Annotated in this window: 17 protein-coding genes, 1 tRNA gene and 1 pseudogene; 4 read left to right on the top strand and 15 right to left on the bottom strand. The window is 59.8% G+C overall.

From position 1 onward, the window contains the following. Positions 1-136: 136 nt before the first annotated feature. The 11 genes from ACWKV4_RS02785 to oscA all read right to left on the bottom strand — a co-directional run bounded on the left by ACWKV4_RS02785 (position 137) and on the right by oscA (position 11,629). Positions 137-3,184: an efflux RND transporter permease subunit gene (locus ACWKV4_RS02785; RefSeq protein ID WP_483833864.1), complete on the bottom strand. Its 3,048-nt coding sequence runs from the start codon at positions 3,182-3,184 to the stop codon at positions 137-139. Then, positions 3,181-4,245, bottom strand: coding sequence for an efflux RND transporter periplasmic adaptor subunit (locus ACWKV4_RS02780; RefSeq protein WP_483833865.1), 1,065 nt, complete (start codon positions 4,243-4,245; stop codon positions 3,181-3,183). Before ACWKV4_RS02780 ends, ACWKV4_RS02785 begins: the two co-directional genes overlap by 4 nt. Continuing rightward, positions 4,242-5,315: an efflux RND transporter periplasmic adaptor subunit gene (locus ACWKV4_RS02775; RefSeq protein WP_483833866.1), complete on the bottom strand. Its 1,074-nt coding sequence runs from the start codon at positions 5,313-5,315 to the stop codon at positions 4,242-4,244. The genes ACWKV4_RS02780 and ACWKV4_RS02775 overlap by 4 nt, the downstream gene beginning before the upstream one ends. Positions 5,316-5,587: 272 nt before the next feature. Next, positions 5,588-6,373, bottom strand: a complete 786-nt coding sequence (locus ACWKV4_RS02770) for a MetQ/NlpA family ABC transporter substrate-binding protein (protein WP_483833867.1) — start codon at positions 6,371-6,373, stop codon at positions 5,588-5,590. An 84-nt stretch (positions 6,374-6,457) separates the two neighbouring features. Further along, positions 6,458-6,817 (bottom strand): sigma 54-interacting transcriptional regulator, encoded by a 360-nt coding sequence (locus ACWKV4_RS02765; RefSeq protein WP_483833868.1) that lies wholly within the window; start codon positions 6,815-6,817, stop codon positions 6,458-6,460. Positions 6,818-6,852: 35 nt separating this feature from the next. Next, entirely contained in the window at positions 6,853-7,434 is a 582-nt protein-coding gene (locus ACWKV4_RS02760; RefSeq protein ID WP_483833869.1) for an RBBP9/YdeN family alpha/beta hydrolase, read from the bottom strand. 152 nt (positions 7,435-7,586) lie between these two features. Further along, positions 7,587-8,558, bottom strand: a complete 972-nt coding sequence (locus ACWKV4_RS02755; RefSeq protein WP_483833870.1) for a sulfate/molybdate ABC transporter ATP-binding protein — start codon at positions 8,556-8,558, stop codon at positions 7,587-7,589. 3 nt (positions 8,559-8,561) lie between these two features. Beyond that, positions 8,562-9,434 (bottom strand): sulfate ABC transporter permease subunit CysW, encoded by an 873-nt coding sequence (gene cysW / locus ACWKV4_RS02750; protein ID WP_483833871.1) that lies wholly within the window; start codon positions 9,432-9,434, stop codon positions 8,562-8,564. Positions 9,435-9,443: 9 nt separating this feature from the next. Then, positions 9,444-10,262 (bottom strand): sulfate ABC transporter permease subunit CysT, encoded by an 819-nt coding sequence (gene cysT, locus ACWKV4_RS02745; RefSeq protein ID WP_483833872.1) that lies wholly within the window; start codon positions 10,260-10,262, stop codon positions 9,444-9,446. 59 nt (positions 10,263-10,321) lie between these two features. Beyond that, entirely contained in the window at positions 10,322-11,332 is a 1,011-nt protein-coding gene (locus tag ACWKV4_RS02740; RefSeq protein WP_483833873.1) for a sulfate ABC transporter substrate-binding protein, read from the bottom strand. 114 nt (positions 11,333-11,446) lie between these two features. After that, positions 11,447-11,629: a sulfur starvation response protein OscA gene (gene oscA, locus ACWKV4_RS02735; protein WP_483833874.1), complete on the bottom strand. Its 183-nt coding sequence runs from the start codon at positions 11,627-11,629 to the stop codon at positions 11,447-11,449. A 250-nt stretch (positions 11,630-11,879) separates the two neighbouring features. Between oscA and desA the strand changes: the two genes are divergently transcribed. Together desA and ACWKV4_RS02725 are read left to right on the top strand one after the other, a co-directional pair. Continuing rightward, the gene (gene desA, locus ACWKV4_RS02730; RefSeq protein WP_483833875.1) at positions 11,880-13,064 is read left to right on the top strand and encodes a delta-9 fatty acid desaturase DesA; all 1,185 of its coding nucleotides are present in this window, start codon (positions 11,880-11,882) and stop codon (positions 13,062-13,064) included. 142 nt (positions 13,065-13,206) lie between these two features. After that, positions 13,207-14,196: a GGDEF domain-containing protein gene (locus tag ACWKV4_RS02725; protein ID WP_483833881.1), complete on the top strand. Its 990-nt coding sequence runs from the start codon at positions 13,207-13,209 to the stop codon at positions 14,194-14,196. A gap of 207 nt (positions 14,197-14,403) precedes the next feature. Here the strand turns inward: ACWKV4_RS02725 and gabT are convergent, their stop codons facing one another. Then, entirely contained in the window at positions 14,404-15,681 is a 1,278-nt protein-coding gene (gene gabT / locus ACWKV4_RS02720; protein WP_483833876.1) for a 4-aminobutyrate--2-oxoglutarate transaminase, read from the bottom strand. A gap of 122 nt (positions 15,682-15,803) precedes the next feature. Then, a complete protein-coding gene (gabD, locus tag ACWKV4_RS02715; protein ID WP_483833877.1) occupies positions 15,804-17,246 on the bottom strand; it encodes an NADP-dependent succinate-semialdehyde dehydrogenase in 1,443 nt (480 codons plus the stop codon). 259 nt (positions 17,247-17,505) lie between these two features. Here gabD and ACWKV4_RS02710 point away from each other — a divergent pair. Beyond that, positions 17,506-17,582, top strand: a tRNA-Arg gene (locus tag ACWKV4_RS02710). A gap of 233 nt (positions 17,583-17,815) precedes the next feature. On the opposite strand, the gene ACWKV4_RS02705 is transcribed toward ACWKV4_RS02710, so the two are convergent. Further along, positions 17,816-18,133: a helix-turn-helix domain-containing protein gene (locus tag ACWKV4_RS02705; RefSeq protein WP_483833878.1), complete on the bottom strand. Its 318-nt coding sequence runs from the start codon at positions 18,131-18,133 to the stop codon at positions 17,816-17,818. Continuing rightward, on the bottom strand, positions 18,126-18,482 hold the full coding sequence (locus ACWKV4_RS02700) for a type II toxin-antitoxin system RelE/ParE family toxin (RefSeq protein WP_483833879.1): 357 nt from the start codon (positions 18,480-18,482) through the stop codon (positions 18,126-18,128). Before ACWKV4_RS02700 ends, ACWKV4_RS02705 begins: the two co-directional genes overlap by 8 nt. 100 nt (positions 18,483-18,582) lie before the next feature. Here ACWKV4_RS02700 and ACWKV4_RS02695 point away from each other — a divergent pair. Further along, positions 18,583-18,735, top strand: a pseudogene (locus tag ACWKV4_RS02695) (DNA polymerase V subunit UmuC); the annotation flags it as partial. Positions 18,736-19,426 lie beyond the last annotated feature (691 nt).

Below are 19,426 nucleotides of genomic sequence, written 5' to 3'. Positions count from 1 at the left end.
GTTGCTACACGGGCCTCTATCGCGTGTAGGCGCGAGCGCAAGCTTGCGAAGGGACGATTCAAGGCCTGTTCGCCAGCTTTGCTGGCTCCTACACCAGCTCCGCTATTGCGATAAGGATCAAGACGGCGACCATGAATTAGGCATCTTCCTTGATCCGGTACCAAGCCACATACAACGCCGGTAGGAACAACAGCGTAAGCAAGGTGGCACTGATGATGCCGCCGATCATGGCGTAGGCCATGGGCCCCCAGAACACTTCACGGGCAATGGGGATCATGCCTAGGCTGGCCGCGGCTGCGGTCAGCAGGATGGGCCGGCGCCGGTGTTGCGTGGCTTCTACCACGGCATCCCAGGGCGTATAGCCGTCCTTCTCGAAGATGTCGATCTGGGTCACCAGAATCACCGAGTTACGGATGATGATCCCAATCAACGCCAGTACCCCCAGAATCGCCACAAAGCCCAAGGGCGTGCCGGTGGGTACCAGGGCCACCACCACACCAATCAGCCCAAGGGGCGCCACGCTGGCCACCAGGAACATCTTCTGCACACTGTGCAGCTGGATCATCAAGAAGGTGGCCATCAGGAACAGCATCAGCGGCACTACCTGGGCAATCGGCCCTTGGGCCTTGCCGCTCTCCTCTACGGTACCGCCCGTTGCCACGTGGTAGCCCGCTGGCAGGTCGGCGGAGAAACGGTCGATCTCAGGCTTGAGCTGCGCCACCAGGTCGGTGGGTTGCAAGTCATCCCGCACAGCGGCCTTAAGGGTAACGGTGGGCATCCGATCGCGGCGCCAAACCAGCGGCTGTTCCAGCTCATAGCGCACGGTAGCGAAAGACATCAGTGGGATAGACACGCCACTTGGGGTAACGATCTGCAGGTTTTGCAAGGTATCGGGCGAGTTACGCTCGGCATCTTCCGCCCGGCCAACCACGTTCACCAGGTAGATATCATCATTCACCTGGGTGATCGGCGCGCCGCTGACGATGGTGTTCATCAGCTTGGCCACGTCCTCGGAAGACAGCCCCAATTGCCGCGCGCGGTCTTGGGCGATATCGATGCGCAGTACCTTACCCGGCTCGTTCCAGTCGAAGATCATGTCCCCCACATGGGGGTTTTTGTCCAGCAAGGTAGCCAGGTCAATGGCGTGGCGGCGTACTTCGTCCAGGTCCCGCCCGCTGACCCGGTACTGCACAGGCCGGCCCACTGGTGGCCCCATTTCCAAGGGTTGCACGTAAGTGCCGATGCCTACGAAGTCTTTACGCAGCTTTTCGCGCAGCCGCTGGGCTAGGCCTTCCCGTTCTTCCAGGCCCTTGCTGACGATTACCAACTGGGCGTAGTAAGGGTTTTGCAGCTGCTGGTCCAAGGGCAGGTAGAAGCGGATCGCCCCTTCGCCGATGTAAGTGCTCCAGTGAACGATGTCTGGGTCATCCTTGATCAAGGCTTCGAGCTTGTTCACGGCCCGCTCCGTTTCGTGGATCGAGGCGTTTTGCGGCAGGTTAAGGTCTACCAGCAGCTCGGGGCGGTCCGAGGACGGGAAGAATTGGTTCTGAACGAAGCGCATGCAAAACAGCGACAAGGCAAATAACACCAAGGTGCCAATAATGGTCAGCCAGCGATGGCGCATGCAACCTACCAGCGCGCCATTGAATGCCCGGCCAATGCGCCCAGGCTCATCCGAGTGCTTGCCGGCGACCTTGTCGCTGAGAATATGCACACCGATGACCGGCGCGAAAAACACCGCCACCACCCACGACACCAGCATGGCCACCGCGATCACGGCAAACAGCGTGAAGGTGTACTCACCGGCCGAGCTGGCGTTCAAGCCGATGGGGGTAAAGCCTGCCACGGTAACCAGGGTGCCGGTCAGCATGGGGAAAGCGGTGGAGGTATAGGCAAAGGTGGCTGCCTTTTTGCGGCTGTCCCCTAACTCGAGCCGGGTCACCATCATCTCCACGGTGATCATGGCATCGTCCACCAACAGGCCCAGGGCAATAATCAACGCTCCCAGGGAGATCCGCTGCATGGTGATGCCGCTGTACTCCATGAACACGAACACTAGAGCCAGTACCAGGGGGATCGAGCAGGCCACTACCAAGCCTGCCCTAATACCCAGGCTAACAAAGCTCACCACCATCACGATGACCACCGCCTCGAACAATGCGCTGGTAAAGCCCCCCACGGCTTTTTCCACCACCGCCGCCTGGTCTGACACCGTATGCACCCCTACCCCTACCGGGAGTTCGCCGGTGAGTTCGGTCATGCGGGCATGCAAGGCCTTGCCGAAGGCCTGGATATTGCCGCCGTCGCGCATGGCCACCGCCAGGCCCAGGGCAGGCTGGCCATTGAAGCGGAACATCGGGGTAGGCGGCTCGGCGTAGCCACGGGTGATGTCCGCCACGTCGGCCAGCCGGTAGAAGCGGTCGTTCACCCGCAGGTTAAGCTCCCGCAGGTCTGCCTCGGAGCGGAACTGGCCAGTGGTACGCACGGAGATACGCTCTGGCCCGGCCTCTATCACCCCGGCGGGCGTTACCGCGTTCTGGGCCTGCAAGGCTTGCACCACTTGGCGTTGATCCAGGCCCAGAGCTGCCAGCTTGCGGGTGGAGAAGTTCAGGTAGATAACCTCTTCCTGCTCCCCGACCATCTCCACCTTGCCCAGGTTTTCTACCTGGCGAATCCCCGCGCGCACCTGTTCCACATAGTCACGCAGCTGGCGCATGCTCAGGCCATCGGCGGTAAAGGCGTAGATGGAACCGAATACGTCACCGAACTCATCGTTGAACGCTGGCCCTTGGAGCCCTTGGGGGAAATCACCGCGAATGTCGTCGATCTTTTTCCGCACCTCATACCAGATGTGCGGAATGGCCTCGGCTTGAGTGGTATCGCGCAGGTATACGAACACCGTGGACTCGCCTGGGCGGGTATAGCTTTTGGTGTAGTCCAGGGAATCGAGCTCTTCGAGCTTCTTCTCTATGCGGTCGGTGACCTGCTTGAGGGTTTCATCTTGAGTAGCGCCAGGCCAGCGGGTTTGAATCACCATGGTTTTGATGGTGAAGGCCGGGTCTTCCTCGCGCCCCAGCTTCATGTACGAGAACACGCCCATCAGCAAGGCCACGAACATCAGGTACCACACGAACGACTGATGCCGCAGGGCCCAGTCCGAGAGGTTGAACTTACTGCCGCTCATTGGCCCTTCCCTTGGTCAAGTTTGATCTGTTGCCCCGGCTTGAGGCTGTTCAGGCCGGCAATTACTACCCGCTCCCCGGCGTGCAGGCTGGCATCGACAATGGCCACCTCGCGCCGGCGCTCAAGCACCTTTACCTGCCGAGGGGCTACGGTGCGGGCTTGCTCGTCGATCACCCACACCTGGGTGTGGCCGTCGCGTTCCTGCAAAGCGCGCACGGGCACTTCGCCACGGAGCGCGACTTGCCGGGTGACCGTTACGCTGATCGCCGTACCCAGCCGCAGCGCGGGGGGCGTGTCGGTCAGGCTCAAGCGCACCTGGCGGGTGCGTGTGGTGCTGTTGGCCTGGGGTTCTATCTCACGCAAGCTGGCATGGGTGCCCACGTCGGGGGCGAGTTGAGCCTGAACGTAGAAGTCCACGTCCGGCGGCAACTGCTCAGCCACCGACTCCGGCAGGTCGATCACGGCCTCTTTCACATCGGGCCGGGCCAGGGTAACCACTTCCTGCCCGGCGGCCACTACTTGCCCCGCCTCAGCGCTCAAGCCGGTGACCACAGCATCGTGGTCGGCGCGCAGCTCGCTGTAACTGAGCTGATCCTGCGCCTGGCTCGCGGCGGCCTTGGCCTGCTCCAGCGATGCGCGGGAGGTTTTCAGGTCGGCGGTGGCGCGGTCCAACAGCGCCGTGGAACCCACGCCCCGATCATACAACTCTTGCTGGCGACGGCTGTTAGCCTGGGCATTAATCCATTGGGCTTCTACGCGGCTCAGGTCGCCCTGGCGCGAGCGCAGTTGGTTTTGTTGGTCGATAGGGTCCAGCACGGCCAACAGGTCGCCCTGCTTGACCTCGCTGCCTACGTCTACCAGGCGCTGGGCAATACGTCCATTCACCCTAAAGCCCAGGGTGCTCTGGTAGCGGGGCTCGATGTTGCCGGCAAAGCGCCCGAGGGCTTGCCGATCCACGGCCACCACCGGGGCAGCCAGCACTGGGCGCACGGGTTCAGGTGGTGGCGCGTCGTCGGAGCAACCGGTCAACAACAATAAGGGAAGGGCCCGCCACAGTTTCATTGTGCTGCCTCCTGGGCCACTTCTACCTGCATATCCGGGTGCAACAGTTGCCCGCCAGCCACTACCACCTGGTCGCCATCGGCCAACCCGTCGATGATCACCACCTTGGCAGTGAGATAGCGGCCCACCGTGACCTTATGCAGGCTCACCGTATCGCCCTTGAGCAACCACACCGCAGGGTCGTGGACAGCTTTGGTGAGGGCCGACCACGGCAGCTCGACCGCAGGTTTTGCAGGGGCCTCCAGCACGCCGCTGACTACCGAGCCCAAGCGCATACGCGGCGGCAGGGCGTCCAGGGCAACCTTAACCTGTAGGGTGCCGGTTTGCGCGGACACCGTGGGGGTGACCTCGCGCACCTTGCCTTGCACCGCAACGCTTGGGTCTTCGAGCAAACGTACGGTAATGGGCGCGCCGCCAGTTGGCTGCACGAACAGCCCTTCAAACACGTTGAACACCGCGTCCCGCTGCCCATCCCGGGCGAGGTCGAACATGGGCTGGGTAGCCTGCACCACCTGGCCCACCTCCGCCTGGCGCGCGGTGATCACACCGGGGGCATCGGCCACAAGGTCGGTATAGCCCAACTGTTCTCGAGCGTTGGCCAACTGCGCGCGGGCGGCCGCCAGGGCGCTTTGGCTGCTGCGCAGGCTTGCCTGGGCGTTGTCATACTCGCTCCGGCTGGTATAGCCCTTGGGCAATAGCTTGGCCTGACGGTCGAACGCCGCGCTGGCCTGGGCCACGCGGGCTTGCTCGGCCGCTACCGCCGCCGTGGCCGAATCCACATTGATCTGTAGGTCCTTAGGGTCGAGGCGGGCCAGCACTTGGCGTGGCGTCACGCGGTCGCCTACATCCACCTTACGCTCGATGATTTTCCCGCCCACCCGAAACGACAGTTGCGTTTGCACCCGCGCTTGCACGTCGCCAGTGACTTCCACGGTGGGCGCAAAGGCCTTGGCCTGCACCTTCTGTACGCTCACCCGCGGCCGCTCAGGCTGCGGCGCTGGTTTTTCACCACAACCACACAATATTGCCAGCAGCACACAGGCCGCTCCCCTTCCCCACGCGCGCGTCATGCACACTCCCTTTTGCACGGTTAACACCATGGATGCGACTGTAACCGATTGTGAGAGTGCCGATAGCAGGAAGGCGCGCTTTTAACGCGTTAACGGAGGGGGGTTTGGAATTCAGCGAACGACCAAGGCGGGAAGCCCTGGTTGGCGCTAGGTTTTGTACACTTACAAAACCTAGCGCCAAGGGGCTAACGTCAGAAAGAGCTGTAGGCCTGGTTCGCCAGCCTTGCTGGCTCCTACGCTGACATCGGCGGAGGCACGATCGCTGTAGGCGCTTAGAAGGCTGGCAATACCGCGCCGTTATACTTCTTCTCGATAAAGGCCTTCACTTCCGGGGAGGTCAGGGCCTTGGCGAGCTTCTGGATGGCATCGCTGTTCTTGTTGTCTGGGCGCGCAACCAAGTAGTTCACGTATGGGGAGTCTTTGTCTTCGATCACCAGTGCATCTTTGGCAGGGTTCAAGCCTGCTTCCAGGGCGTAGTTGGTGTTGATCATGTCAAGGTCTACCTGGTCCAGCACGCGGGGCAGCATGGCCGATTCCAGCTCTTTGAACTTGAGGTTCTTAGGGTTGCTGGCGATATCTTTAGGCGTGGCCAAGGCATTGCTTGGGTCTTTCAGAGTCAGTATGCCGTTCTTCTGCAACAGGATCAGCGCGCGGCCACTGTTGCTGCCCTCGTTCGGGATTGCCACGGTGGCGCCATCCTTGAGCTCGGACAGGTTCTTGATTTTCTTGGAGTAGCCGCCGAAGGGCTCCACATGAACGCCGATTACGGTTTCCAGGTGGGTGCCTTTGCCTTCGTTGAAACTCTTCAGGTAAGGCAGGGTTTGGAAGTAGTTAGCGTCCAGGCGCTTTTGGTCCACCTGCACGTTGGGCTGAACGTAGTCGGTGAAGACTTTTACTTCAAGCTCCACGCCTTCTTTGGCCAAAATCGGCTTGACCAGCTCAAGAATCTCCGCGTGAGGAATCGGGGTAGCGGCTACTACCAGTTTTTCAGCAGCCTGAGCGAAACCGGCAACAGAGAGCGCGGCGGCGAACGCCGTGAACAGAAACGCTTTTTTCATGAGTGGTCCTTAATGTTCAATGTGCCAGCAGGTTGGCATGCCGGGGACAATACTCAATTCCCTTATGCCAATGAAATATCTTTTTTACAGCTGCTTATAATTTTTTTCGAGCAAAGGTGTGTAACGGGCTATAAGCGCTACCGCTGCTCGCTGTGTTTCAGCATTGCTCGCGCCTAGGCACAACGCCAGTTGCCGCTCCAAGGCCGCGATAGGGTCAGCTACCCCGGCCTGATTGAGGTGCAATGGAAGAATGTCTTTACCCGTGCCGTTTTCTCCCTGGATCAGCACCGGCAATGTAGTGGACGCCAATGCGTCCATGCGCCCGCGCAACGCTTGGGAGCGCGGGTCAGCGAATACAAGCGCCTTGGCGCGGATGCTCAAGGGGCTGCGGTCCCCGTCGGGGAAGGTCAGAAAGGCTTGGGCTGAAGGGAAATGACTGCTCATGGCTAAATTCGCTGGGCTCTTAACACAACAGGCCATCAGGCGCGGCGAAGCACGCCTCGCTGGGCAAGGCTTTGCAGGCGATACAGGTAGGCAAAGCCCTGCTCCCACTGGTGATGCCCGGACTTCACGTTGATATGGCCCGCGCCGGCAAGAATCCCCGCCTCGGCGCCCCAGTTCCGGGCCATTTCCAAGGCGCGAGGCACGGTTACAGCAGGGTCGTTATCGGACGCCACCACTTGGCTGGGAAAGAGCAAGGGCGCACGGGGCACTGGCGCGAAGTTGGCAAGCGCGGCTGGCCGATTGGGGCGTTCGACATCGGCGGGGGCCACCAGCAAGGCGCCTTGAATACGGCGCAGCAATTGCGCGGGGGCTTGTGCGGCCCAATGGGCGACTGTGATGCAGCCAAGGCTATGGGCGATGACCACCGTAGGCGCGCTTGAGCTGGCAATGGCATGGTCCAGCGCGGCTACCCAGGCTTCGCGGGTCGGGTTCATCCAATCTGCCTGCTCCAGCCAATGGCTGTTGGGCAGGTTGGCATGCCAGTGTTGCTGCCAATGTTCAGAAGGTGAGCCCTGCCAGCCAGGGACAATCAAGTAGCGAATGGAATCTGTGCGCATGGCGGCTTCTCCTGCCCAGTGTACGTGCATGGGCAAAGTATAAAGGCCGGTCATAGCGAGGTTAAGGAATAAGAGGCTATTGATTAATAACTTCTGGAGCTATGCCGCAAGGTGCGCCCCGCCTGCGAAACGCTAGCGGGGCATGGCCCGGCCTAGAACCCTTTAGGCCTGAAGAACAAGGTATCGCCCTTGCTCAACCCGGTAAGGCTGTCATGGTCCTTTACCACTTCGGCCTCGATCAGCTCATCCTGGCCCTCTACCTTAAGGGTAATGCGCGTGGTAGCACCCAACGGGCGAATGTCCCGCACCTGCGCCGCATGATGCGCCTCCACTTCGGCCCGGGAGAGGGACACTTCGTGAGGGCGGAATTGCAGCGGTTGGTCGCCCCCTAGGTGCAAGCGGTTGGAGTCCCCCAGAAAGTGGTACACAAAGTCGCTGGCGGGGTGCTCGTACACCTCCCCTGGCGAGCCGATCTGTTCGATCACGCCTTTGTTCATCACCACGATGCGGTCCGCCACTTCCATGGCTTCTTCCTGGTCATGGGTCACGAATACCGAGGTCAGGTTGATGTCCTCATGCAAGCGCGCCAGCCAGCGCCGCAGCTCTTTACGTACCTTGGCATCGAGGGCGCCGAAGGGTTCGTCCAGCAGCAGCACCTTAGGCTCCACCGCCAGGGCCCGCGCCAAGGCGATGCGCTGGCGCTGGCCGCCGGAGAGTTGCTCCGGGTAGCGATCCGCTAGCCAGTCCAACTGCACCATGTTCAACAACTCATGGACTTTGGTGGCGATGGTGGTTTCGTTGGGGCGTTGGCTACGGGGCTTCATCCGCAAGCCGAAGGCCACGTTATCGAACACGCTCATATGCCGGAACAGCGCGTAGTGCTGGAAAACAAAGCCTACGTTGCGGTCCCGCACATCGTGCCCGGAGACGTCCTCGCCATGGAACACAATGTTGCCCTGGTCGGGGGTTTCCAGCCCGGCAATGATGCGCAGCAGCGTGGTTTTGCCACACCCGGAAGGCCCCAGCAGGGCGACCAGCTCGCCGCTGCGGATGTCCAGGTCGATGCTGTTCAGCGCTTGGAATTGGTTGAAACGCTTGCTGACATTGCGAACTTCGATCGACATGAATTATTCCTCCGCGGCGCTATGGCGCAAGCGGTCAAGACGGCTTTCGCTCCACTGCTTGAGCAGCAGAATGAACAAGGCAAGGGCTAGCAACAGGCTTGCCACGCTAAAGGCAGCCACGTGGTTGTATTCGTTGTAAAGAATTTCCACGTGCAGCGGCAGGGTGTTGGTCACGCCACGAATATGCCCCGACACCACTGACACGGCGCCGAATTCCCCCATGGCCCGGGCGGTGCATAGCACCACGCCATAGGTCAGGCCCCATTTGATGTTGGGCAGGGTCACGTGCCAGAACATCTGCCAGCCATTGGCGCCCAGCAAGCGCGCGGCTTCTTCTTCCTGCGTGCCCTGCTCCTGCATCAGCGGAATCAACTCGCGGGCCACGAAGGGAACGGTCACGAAGATGGTCGCCAGCACGATGCCCGGCAGGGCAAAGACGATCTGCACGTCGTGGTCGGACAGCCAAGGGCCGAACACCCCCCGCGCGCCGAACATCAGCACATACACCAGGCCCGCGATCACTGGGGATACCGAGAACGGCAAGTCGATCAGGGTAATCAGCAGGCTTTTGCCCCGGAACTCATATTTGCTGGCGCACCAGGCCGCGCTCACACCGAACACCAGGTTCAAGGGCACGGAAATGGCCACCGCCAGCACCGTGAGTTTGAGCGCGCTCAAGGCGTCCGGCTCCAGGATGGCGGTGAAGAAGGTGCCCACCCCGGCCTTGAACGCTTGGGACACCACGATAAATAACGGCAACAGCAAAAACAGCGCAAAGATCACCCACGCCAGCGTGATCAATACCCAGCGGGCGCCTGAGCTGCCACGGCGCGCGGCATTGGCCGCCTGCGCGGCCGAAACGGTCGAACTGGACATGCGGCCTCCTTAAGGGGTTTCGATGCGGCGCTGAAGCAGGTTGATCAGCAGCAACAAGATGAACGACACCACCAGCATCAACACGCCAATGGCCGTAGCCCCGGCATAGTCGTACTGGTCCAGCTTGACCATGATCAGCAGCGGCAGGATTTCGGTTTTCATCGGCATGTTGCCGGCAATGAAAATTACCGAGCCGTATTCCCCTACCCCTCGGGCGAAGGCCAGGGCAAAGCCGGTGAGCCAGGCAGGCAGCAGCGCCGGCGCCAGAATATGCCGAAACACCTGCCAAGGGCGGGCGCCCAGGCACGCGGCGGCTTCTTCTACTTCACGGGGAATGTCCGCCAGTACCGGCTGCACCGTGCGCACCACGAACGGCAGGGTCACGAAGGTCAATGCCAGGGTAATACCCAAGGGGGTATAGGCGATCTTGAAGCCCAGCTCGGTGGCGAACTGGCCGACCAGGCCCGCTGGCGCGTAAAGCGCAGTCAGGGCGATGCCGGCAACGGCCGTGGGCAAGGCAAACGGCAGGTCGATCATGGCGTCGATGATGCGCCGACCGGGGAAGCTGTAGCGCACCAGCACCCAGGCCAGCAGGGTACCGATCACGCCATTGAGCACCGCGGCGTAGAGGGCGGTGCCGAAGCTCAGCTTGAGCGCCGCGATCACCCGGGGCGCGGTGATGATCACCCAGAGCTGCTCAGCACTAAGCTGCGCGGCGTTGACGAACATGGCGACCAGAGGTATCAGCACGATCAGGCTGAGGTACACCAAGGTGTAGCCTAGCGTCAGCCCGAAGCCGGGTATGACGGGGGAAATACGGCGCGACATAGCGGTCCTTGTGTAAACGAGCAAGGCCCGAAATGCTCCGGGCCTGGTCAAGCCAAGCGTTACTGGGCCTGGTAGATCTGGTCGAAGATCCCGCCATCATTGAAGAACTTCGGTTGGGCAGTTTTCCAGCCGCCGAAATCTTTGTCGATAGTCACCAGGTTCAGCTGCGGGAAGGTCCCCTGGTATTTCTTCGCCACCTCGGCATCACGCGGGCGGTAGAAGTTTTTAGCGGCAATTTCTTGGCCTGCCGGGCTATACAGGTGCTTGAGGTACGCGGTGGCCACCTCGGTGTTGCCTTTTTTCTCGGCGTTTTTGTCCACCACGGCAACCGGTGGTTCGGCGAGGATGGACAACGAAGGGGTAACGATTTCGAACTTGTCCGCGCCGCCCTCTTCTTTGAGCGCCAGGTGGGCTTCGTTTTCCCAAGCCAGCAGCACGTCACCCTGGCCGTTGTTAACAAAGGTAATGGTCGAGCCACGGGCGCCGGTATCCAGTACGGGCACGTGCTTGAACAGCTCCCTCACATAGGCCTTGGCTTTGGCTTCATCGCCATTGTTGGCCTTCAAGCCGTAGGCGTAGGCCGCCAGGAAATTCCAGCGGGCGCCGCCGGAGGTTTTGGGGTTGGGGGTAATGACCGACACGCCGTCTTTTACCAGGTCGCCCCAATCCTTGATGCCCTTAGGGTTGCCCTTGCGCACCAGGAACACAATGGTAGAGGTGTAAGGGGTGCTGGCCTCCGGCAGGCGCTGTTGCCAGTCGGTGGGCAGCAACTTGCCCAGGTTGGCGATCTCGTCAATGTCCCCAGCCAGCGCCAGCGTGACCACATCCGCGCGCAGCCCATCGATCACTGACCGGCCCTGCTTGCCTGAACCGCCGTGGGATTGCTGTACTTTCACTGTGTCGCCTGGGTGGCTTTGCTTCCAGAAGCCAGCGAACTCTGTGTTGTACTCTTGATACAGCTCCCGAGTAGGGTCGTACGAGACATTGAGCAGTTCGTAATCCTTGGCGACGGCAGAACCTGCGAAGACAACGGCGGCGATGGCTGCCAACGCATAACGGCGGGTGGGCATGGTAGGGCTCCTGATGGCGGCTGATCTGGTTTAGTGTGCGTTTACAAGGCGCAGGCACCGCTCCCCCGAACAGTACCTGTGCCCCCCCCGGTGGCCCGGTTGGGGAACGCTCAGTCAGTTAGGCTTGGCGCCCGGCTGCTGCAAACGGAATTTCTCTTTACGCTCGATCTGTACAACCTGGGCGTTGTGAACGGTTATCTCCACCGCGCCGAAACGCAGGTCGCGCAGCGCGCTTTGAATTTCCCGAAGGATCGCGGCTTCGTCCTGCCCGTCGACGCTACGCAGCGGTGCGTTCATGGTTCGCTCCTGTGAAATGGACTGCCTGGCCTCATACCAAGCCTGTTGCCACTATACGAGGGTGGTTTTATTCGCAAAAATAATATTTAAGAATTTTTATAGCTCATAAAAGCATAAGCGAAGGTTGGCCACTATTGCGCCTACACAACTGCTTACCATTTAGTCGGGTCGTGGTCGCAAATGCCTACTGCTCAGCTCAAGTAACCGATAAATTCGAGCGGCACTCTCCATTGATTGAGGCTTCACGCCTATGTGGCACAACGGTTTGCTTGACCTTACCCCTTGGCAATTGGTAGGCGTTACCTTGGTGATGACCCACATCACCATCATCGGCGTTACGGTGTACTTGCACCGTTACTCCGCTCATCGCTCGCTGGAACTCAACGCCGGGCTCAAACACTTCTTCCGCTTCTGGCTGTGGCTTACCACCGGCCAGAACACCCGCGAGTGGACCGCGATCCACCGTAAGCACCATGCCAAATGCGAAACCGTCGACGACCCTCACAGCCCAGTGGTCAAGGGCTTGGGTACGGTTTTGCGTACTGGTGCCGAGCTGTATCAGGCCGAGGCGAAAAACCCGGAAACCCTGCGTATCTACGGTAAGAACTGCCCGGACGACTGGATCGAGCGCAACCTGTACAGCCGCTTCACCTTCGGCGGCGTGGCGCTGATGGCCGTGATCGACCTGCTGCTGTTCGGCGCGCTAGGGATCACCGTTTGGGCTGTACAGATGATGTGGATACCCGTGTGGGCCGCCGGTGTAGTCAATGGCTTGGGGCACGCGGTGGGTTACCGTAACTTCGAGTGCCGAGACGCGGCTACCAACCTGGTGCCTTGGGGCATCGTGATCGGTGGGGAAGAACTGCACAACAATCACCACACCTACCCCAACTCGGCCAAACTGTCCGTTCACCCCTGGGAGTTCGACATAGGCTGGCTGTGGATACGCCTGTTCAGCACCTTGAAGCTGGCCAAGGTCAACCGCGTGGCGCCTATCGCCCACCGCGTACCCGGCAAAGGCTCGCTGGACATGGACACCGCCATGGCCATCCTCAATAACCGTTTTCAAATCATGGCCCAGTACCGCAAGCAAGTGATCGCGCCCTCGGTAAAACTGGAGCTGGCCCGGGTGGACCACTCCCTGCGGTATCGGCTGCGGCGGGCCAAGGGGCTGCTGTCACGCGAGCCTAGCCTGCTGCAAGAACGCCATCAGGCCCGTATCGATAGCATGCTGGAAACCAGCCAAGCCCTGAAAGTGATTTACGAAAAACGCTTGGCCCTGCAGCAAATCTGGGCGCGCACTAGCTCCAATGGTCATGATATGCTCGCCGCCATAAAGGACTGGATCCATGAGGCAGAAGCGAGTGGCATTCAAGGTTTGCGGGACTTCGCCAGTGGGCTTAAAACCTACTCGCTACGCCCCGTCACTGCCTGACTAGCCCGCCGCGGCCACGGCGCCGGAGGGAACTCCAAAGGCGCCCAGTGGTCTGAGGCACATACTCGCTGTTGCAGCGGGCCATGTCATGGCCACCCTCCGGTAAGCCATTCCTCGCCGTGTTCCACAAGAAGCCGTGATGATGGCCAACACTCAAACGCCCCCTACCTCCCTCGAACAAGCCCCTGAACTCGCGCAGACCTTGCTCGCGCTTATGCATGCCCAAGGCGAAGTAGCACGCCTTAAAGAGCGAGAAGAGCTTTTTAGTGCCTTGCTGGTCAGTGTGAATGCCGTGCTGTGGGCATTCGATTGGGAAACCCAGCAAATGATTTATGTCAGCCCAGCCTATGAGCGCATCTTTGGTCGCTCGGCGGGGCTGTTGCTGGCCGACTTCAACGAATGGCGCGATAGCATTTACCCGGACGACCTGGATTACGCCGAGCGCAGCCGGGCCGAAGTGCTGGAAAAGGGCTCTATCGAGGATCGGGAATACCGCATCATCCGCGCCGATGGGCAGATCCGCTGGTTGAGCGACAAGTGTTTTATCAGCCACCAGCCCGAGGCTGGGCAGCGCGTGATCGTGGTAGGCATTGCCGAAGACATCACCGAGAAAAAACACTTGGAAGATGAGCTGCAACGCCTGGCCACCACCGACGTACTCACCCAGAGCAGCAACCGTCGACACTTCTTCGATTGCGCCCACCGGGAGTTCGAGCAGTCCAGGCTTAACGACACCCCCCTGGCTTTCCTGTTGCTGGACATTGATGACTTCAAGATGATCAACGACACCTATGGCCACCAGGACGGTGACCTGGTGTTGCAGCGCATCGCTGAAAGCGGCAAGGCCGCGCTCCGGCGTGGGGACCTGTTCGGGCGTATCGGCGGGGAAGAGTTCGCCGCGGTATTCCCAGGGTGCGCCCCTGACATGGCCCGGCAGATCGCCGAGCGCCTGCAACGGGAAGTGCAGCGCCTGAGTTTCACCAGCGGTGGCAAAACCTACGGTATTACCGTTAGCCAGGGGTTAACCAACCTCAAGGAAGACGACGAAGCCTTGGACAACCTGTATTCCAGGGCCGATGCGGCCATGTACCAAGCCAAACGCCAGGGCAAGAACCAGATCATTATGTCCTAAGGTAGGTTCGCCAACTTTCGTTGGCTCCTCCAGCGATTGTGCATACATCTACCATCAACGTAGGAGCCAGCCAAGCTGGCGAACCAGGCCTACCGCGCCTGCCGATAAGGGTTCCTGTCCCCTTTCGCCAACTTACGTTGGCTCCTACAGCGATTGTGCATACACCTACCATCAACGTAGGAGCCAGCCAAGCTGGCGAACCAGGGCTTACAACTCAGCGAAACACGCTTCCAGAATGTTCAGGCCCTGCTCCAGCACGTCATCCGGCGCGGTTAGCGGCACCAGGATGCGCAGCACATTGCCGTAAGTACCACAGGACAGCAGGATCAAGCCCTTCTCACGCGCCTTGGCCACCACCTGAGACACCGCAGCAGCATTCGGCTTATGGCTATCGCCATCTTCGAACAGCTCCACCGCGATCATCGCGCCCAAGCCGCGCACGTCACCGATGACCGGGTACTTGGCTTGAATATCCCGCAGGCGGGAGGTCAAGCGTTCAGCCACGCCCTGGCAACGCTGCAGCAGCTTTTCTTCGTCGAACACCTCCATCACCGCTAAGGCAGCCGCGCAGCCCAGCGGGCTACCCGCGTAGGTGCCGCCCAGGCCGCCTGGCGCGATGGCGTCCATGATCTCAGCCTTGCCGCACACACCAGCCAGGGGGAAGCCGCCAGCGATGGATTTGGCAAAGGTGGTTAGGTCTGGGGTAACGCCCATCTGCTCCATGGCGAAGAAGGTGCCGGTACGGCCAGCGCCGGTCTGCACTTCATCGGCAATCAACAAAATGCCGTGCTGGTCACACAGGGCACGCAGCCGCTGCATAAAGTCTTTAGGCGCAACGTAGAAGCCGCCCTCACCCTGCACCGGCTCGATAATGATCGCGGCAATGTCACGCGGCTCGGCATCGTTCTTGAAAATCCGCTCGATGCTGGCAATGGCGTCATCAGTGCTTATGCCGTGCAGCTCGCACGGGAATTGCGCGCGGAAGATACCGCCGGGCATCAGGCCCATGCCTGCGGAGTACGGCACAACCTTACCGGTCAGGCCCAGGGTCATCATGGTGCGGCCATGGTAGCCGCCGGTGAAGGCGATCACGCCAGCGCGGCCAGTAGCGGCGCGGGCGATCTTCACGGCGTTCTCAACGGCTTCGGAGCCAGTAGTCACCAGCAGGGTTTTCTTGGCGAAGTCGCCTGGTACCTTGGCGTTGATTTTTTCGCACAGCTCAACGTAGGGCTCATACGCCAGCACCTGGAAGCAGGTGTGGGTCAGTTTGTGGAGCTGCGCTTCCACCGCCGCAACAATCTTCGGGTGCAGGTGGCCGGTATTGAGCACCGCTATACCGCCAGCGAAGTCAATGAACTCGCGGCCTTCTACGTCGGTGACAGTGGAGTTTTTCGCGTGGTCGGCGAAGATCGGGTGGATCTGCCCAACACCACGGGGAACAGCGGCCATGCGCCGCTGCATCAGGGATTCGTTGGTCTTGCTCATGGAGGCTCCTTATTCGCCGCTCATCGTCGGCGCTAATCAGGAAAAAGGGGTGGGAGCCGCTGGGCAGCATACGATGATCGACTGCCCAGCCCTACCAGCACCCAGGTTGTAGCTGCCGGTGCTTAGATGCTCAGGCAGAGGTATTTGATTTCCAGGTAGTCTTCGATGCCGTACTTGGAGCCTTCACGCCCCAGGCCCGACGCCTTGACCCCACCAAAAGGCGCGACCTCGTTGGAGATCAGCCCGGTGTTGATGCCCACCATGCCGTATTCCAGGGCTTCGGCTACGCGGAACACACGGCTAAGGTCTTGAGCGTAGAAGTACGACGCCAGGCCGAACTCGGTATCGTTAGCGGCTGCGATCACTTCAGCTTCGTCCTTGAAACGGAACAGCGGCGCCAGTGGGCCGAAGGTCTCTTCCTTGGCCACGGCGGCGTTAGCCGGCACGTTCAGCAGCACGGTAGGCTGGAAGAAGTTGCCTTCCATCTGCTCACCACCGGTCAACACGCTGGCGCCCTTACTCACCGCGTCCGCAATGTGCTCCTTAACCTTGGCCACGGCTTTCTCATCGATCATTGGGCCCGTGGTGGTGCCCTCTTCCAGGCCATTACCGATCTTCAGCTTGGCCACGGCCGCCTTAAGCTTCTCGGCAAAGGCGTCGTACACGCCATCCTGAACGTAGAGGCGGTTAGCGCACACGCAGGTTTGGCCGTTGTTGCGGTATTTGGAAATCATCGCGCCTTCGACGGCCTTATCCAGGTCTGCGTCGTCGAACACGATAAAGGGCGCGTTGCCACCCAACTCCAGGGATACCTTTTTGATGTCCTTGGCGCACTCGGCCATCAACTGGCGGCCAATGTCGGTGGAGCCGGTGAATGACAGCTTGCGCACGGTCGGGTTGCTGGTCAGCTCGCTACCCACTTCGCCGGCGCTGCCGGTGATCACGTTGAACACCCCCTTGGGGATGCCCGCGCGCTCAGCCAGCTCGGCCAAGGCCAAGGCCGAATACGGGGTTTGCGACGCAGGCTTGAGCACCATGGTGCAGCCCGCGGCCAAGGCCGGCCCAGCTTTACGGGTGATCATCGCCGCCGGGAAGTTCCAGGGCGTGATGGCTGCGGTGACGCCGATCGGCTGCTTGAGCACGATCAAACGCTTGTCTGGCTGATGGCCCGGGATCACGTCGCCGTACACCCGCTTGGCCTCTTCAGCGAACCACTCCAGGAAGGACGCTGCATAAGCGATCTCGCCCTTGGCCTCGGCCAGCGGCTTACCTTGCTCCAGGGTCATCAAGCGGCCTAGGTCGTCCTGGTTTTCCAGCATCAGCTCATACCAACGGCGCAGCTTGGCCCCACGCTCTTTAGCAGTGAGCGCGCGCCAGGCCGGCAGGGCACGGTCCGCCGCTTCAATGGCACGGCGGGTTTCAGCCTTGCCCATCTTCGGCACGTTGCCCAGCACTTCGCCCGTGGCGGGGTTATTCACGTTAATGGTTTGACCGCTGTCAGCGTTCGCCCAGGCACCATCGATGTAGGCCTGCTGGCGGAACAGTTGCACGTCTTTGAGTTGCATATCGGCTCCCTAAGCTGACCTCGCCGCAGCGAAGCCTAAGGTTGACTGAAGGCTGCCCAAGGGCTGGGCGTTTGAAATCTCAAACGCATCCTAGGATCTGGGGCCAAAAAGGACAATAGCCGTTCGAAAAAAAGAACAGCGGTGCGCATGGGGGTTGAGATTGCCCTCTGTGTGCATAGGACCGTACACACTCGCAAACGATGCGCGGCCGATCAGGATAGACGGCCACCGCCGACATGGGTATCATGGCGCCCGCGCTGCACTCGTAGCTCAGCTGGATAGAGTACTGCCCTCCGAAGGCAGGGGTCATGGGTTCGAATCCCGTCGAGTGCGCCATACAGATAAGGGCTTAGGTGAAAACCTAAGCCCTTTTTTTGTGCCCATCCCGTGCCTAGACCGTGCCCCGCCACCTCGCACGGTCGACGTCTTAAGTTTCCCTTTGAGTACTGGCCACGTGGGTTAGGATTTCAGTATGCGCGGGCGGCCGCTTTAGATAACGGGTGATATGTTAAATCGTGCTCACCAGAAAGCCCTGCCGGGGCAAGGCTTGCACGCCCACCAGCAAGGGGCTAGGCCAGAATCTCAATACCGTGCTTTTCCACGATACTTAGCAGCTTGAGCGCCATCCCACTAGGGCGCTTATCGCCGGCTTCCCACTGTTTGACTGTTGATGCGCTAGTGTTCAAGTACCGGGCAAAGATCGGCTGACTGACGTGGCTGCGTTTACGGATTTCCTTGATTTGCTCGGGCCTGATGTCTGCCACCTCGGCAATGCAGGATTCATCGAATTGGCGCATGGTCGCCTTGTCGATGGCGCCAATGGCTAACAGTGCATTGGCTGAGCTGTGAATTGACTCGAAAGCGTCGCTTTTGAATTTTTTAGCCATTACAGATCTCCGCGAAGTCTTTTCGCTTCAATAGAAGCTGGATTTGATCGTTGCTCAAGCCTTCATAGGCCTTGGCAAGCTTCTTGAACCCGTCCAGCTCCTTTTTACTGATATTACCCAGGTCACTTTTAGCAAAGAGAAACTGATACACCCAGTAGTCGCCACCCTTTGCCAAAATGATCGATCGATGAAGGTTTTCATTGAGACGTTTTTTCCAAACGCCCCCACCCAAATCGACCGCCTGCCCCTTCATCACTTCCTGCATCGCTTCGCACAGATCGGCATCAGGGATTTGGGCCTTCTTTGCTGCGGCAACAAAGATTTTCGTTTTGAACACCCTGATTGGCATAGACTCTCCTAGTGGGAAAAATGTACCACTTAGTGGTATAGATGTCAAAGGCGTCTAGGCTGACGCTCGGGGCGCAGCCTCAGCACAAAGAGAGGGCGCGCACCTACAGGGCATGGGCATCCAGTCGGCCATGGATGTCGCCAAAGCCAACCCTGTGACCTTGAGAGCCAAATTCAGCGTGGTCCTTGAACGCACGGCCCGCGAGCTGGCCGGTGTGTCGTGTATGGAGCTGGACGAGCCCGACCCACCCAAGTAGGAGATTTGCTGTAGCCGCATGTTTGGTAAGGGGACGATAGAGAAAACGGAAAAAATCGTACGCTAAGCATTCGGCCTGTCAGGTTAGGCCTATAGAGGGTGACGCGAAAGCGTCAGAAAATGCATAAACCGACCATAATGTGATGCTAAGGAGTGATCTGCCTGACGCCTAATTAAGGTGTACTCCAATTAGACACGGCCCAGGGCGTAAGGGATTGCCTTACTATCGCAACGCTTAACGTACGATTTTTTCCGTTTTCTGCGGGATCCCCTAGAACGACTTCTAGAGTCGGCTGGAGTACATCGTGTATGGCCCTCCGTATGATGGTGAGCTGCTCCTGTGAAAATTCAGCCTAAGCCGGGTGCGGTGGTTTGAGGAAAGCCTAGAGATGGGCATTCGTGGTGCCGCCCATTGAATGGCTCGGTGCGAAAATCGTAACCTTCTACACAAGCGCTCTATTGGACTATGATCTGCTGCAAATTAAATGGGCTGGAATCTTCCGCTTCGTATTGATGCTCTCCTGAAATAGGATTTTCTTGGGGTCTCACCTGGTATGCCTATCAGCCTCACGCCCGGCAAAACAAAATCATGTAATTTTTCAGAATGGTCTATGTAGTGGTCAACAATTCCCGGACACAGAATTAAGTTTTTCTTCTGCTACAGCCGGCGGTACGAAGCCGTTGTGCTG

This window comes from Pseudomonas artemisiae (assembly GCF_057128685.1).
The sequence above is the reverse complement of the archived record's forward strand: the minus strand, read 5'-3'. Positions and strand labels throughout refer to the sequence as shown.

Coding starts and splice junctions, on each gene's coding strand:
- ACWKV4_RS02740 (WP_483833873.1), bottom strand. CDS start 11,332: ATGCCCACCCGCCGTTATGCGTTGGCAGCCATCGCCGCCGTTGTCTTC.
- desA (WP_483833875.1), top strand. CDS start 11,880: ATGTGGCACAACGGTTTGCTTGACCTTACCCCTTGGCAATTGGTAGGC.
- cysW (WP_483833871.1), bottom strand. CDS start 9,434: ATGTCCAGTTCGACCGTTTCGGCCGCGCAGGCGGCCAATGCCGCGCGC.
- ACWKV4_RS02705 (WP_483833878.1), bottom strand. CDS start 18,133: ATGGCTAAAAAATTCAAAAGCGACGCTTTCGAGTCAATTCACAGCTCA.
- ACWKV4_RS02765 (WP_483833868.1), bottom strand. CDS start 6,817: ATGAGCAGTCATTTCCCTTCAGCCCAAGCCTTTCTGACCTTCCCCGAC.
- ACWKV4_RS02760 (WP_483833869.1), bottom strand. CDS start 7,434: ATGCGCACAGATTCCATTCGCTACTTGATTGTCCCTGGCTGGCAGGGC.
- ACWKV4_RS02770 (WP_483833867.1), bottom strand. CDS start 6,373: ATGAAAAAAGCGTTTCTGTTCACGGCGTTCGCCGCCGCGCTCTCTGTT.
- ACWKV4_RS02755 (WP_483833870.1), bottom strand. CDS start 8,558: ATGTCGATCGAAGTTCGCAATGTCAGCAAGCGTTTCAACCAATTCCAA.
- gabT (WP_483833876.1), bottom strand. CDS start 15,681: ATGAGCAAGACCAACGAATCCCTGATGCAGCGGCGCATGGCCGCTGTT.
- ACWKV4_RS02725 (WP_483833881.1), top strand. CDS start 13,207: ATGGCCAACACTCAAACGCCCCCTACCTCCCTCGAACAAGCCCCTGAA.
- ACWKV4_RS02700 (WP_483833879.1), bottom strand. CDS start 18,482: ATGCCAATCAGGGTGTTCAAAACGAAAATCTTTGTTGCCGCAGCAAAG.
- ACWKV4_RS02785 (WP_483833864.1), bottom strand. CDS start 3,184: ATGAGCGGCAGTAAGTTCAACCTCTCGGACTGGGCCCTGCGGCATCAG.
- gabD (WP_483833877.1), bottom strand. CDS start 17,246: ATGCAACTCAAAGACGTGCAACTGTTCCGCCAGCAGGCCTACATCGAT.
- oscA (WP_483833874.1), bottom strand. CDS start 11,629: ATGAACGCACCGCTGCGTAGCGTCGACGGGCAGGACGAAGCCGCGATC.
- ACWKV4_RS02780 (WP_483833865.1), bottom strand. CDS start 4,245: ATGAAACTGTGGCGGGCCCTTCCCTTATTGTTGTTGACCGGTTGCTCC.
- ACWKV4_RS02775 (WP_483833866.1), bottom strand. CDS start 5,315: ATGACGCGCGCGTGGGGAAGGGGAGCGGCCTGTGTGCTGCTGGCAATA.
- cysT (WP_483833872.1), bottom strand. CDS start 10,262: ATGTCGCGCCGTATTTCCCCCGTCATACCCGGCTTCGGGCTGACGCTA.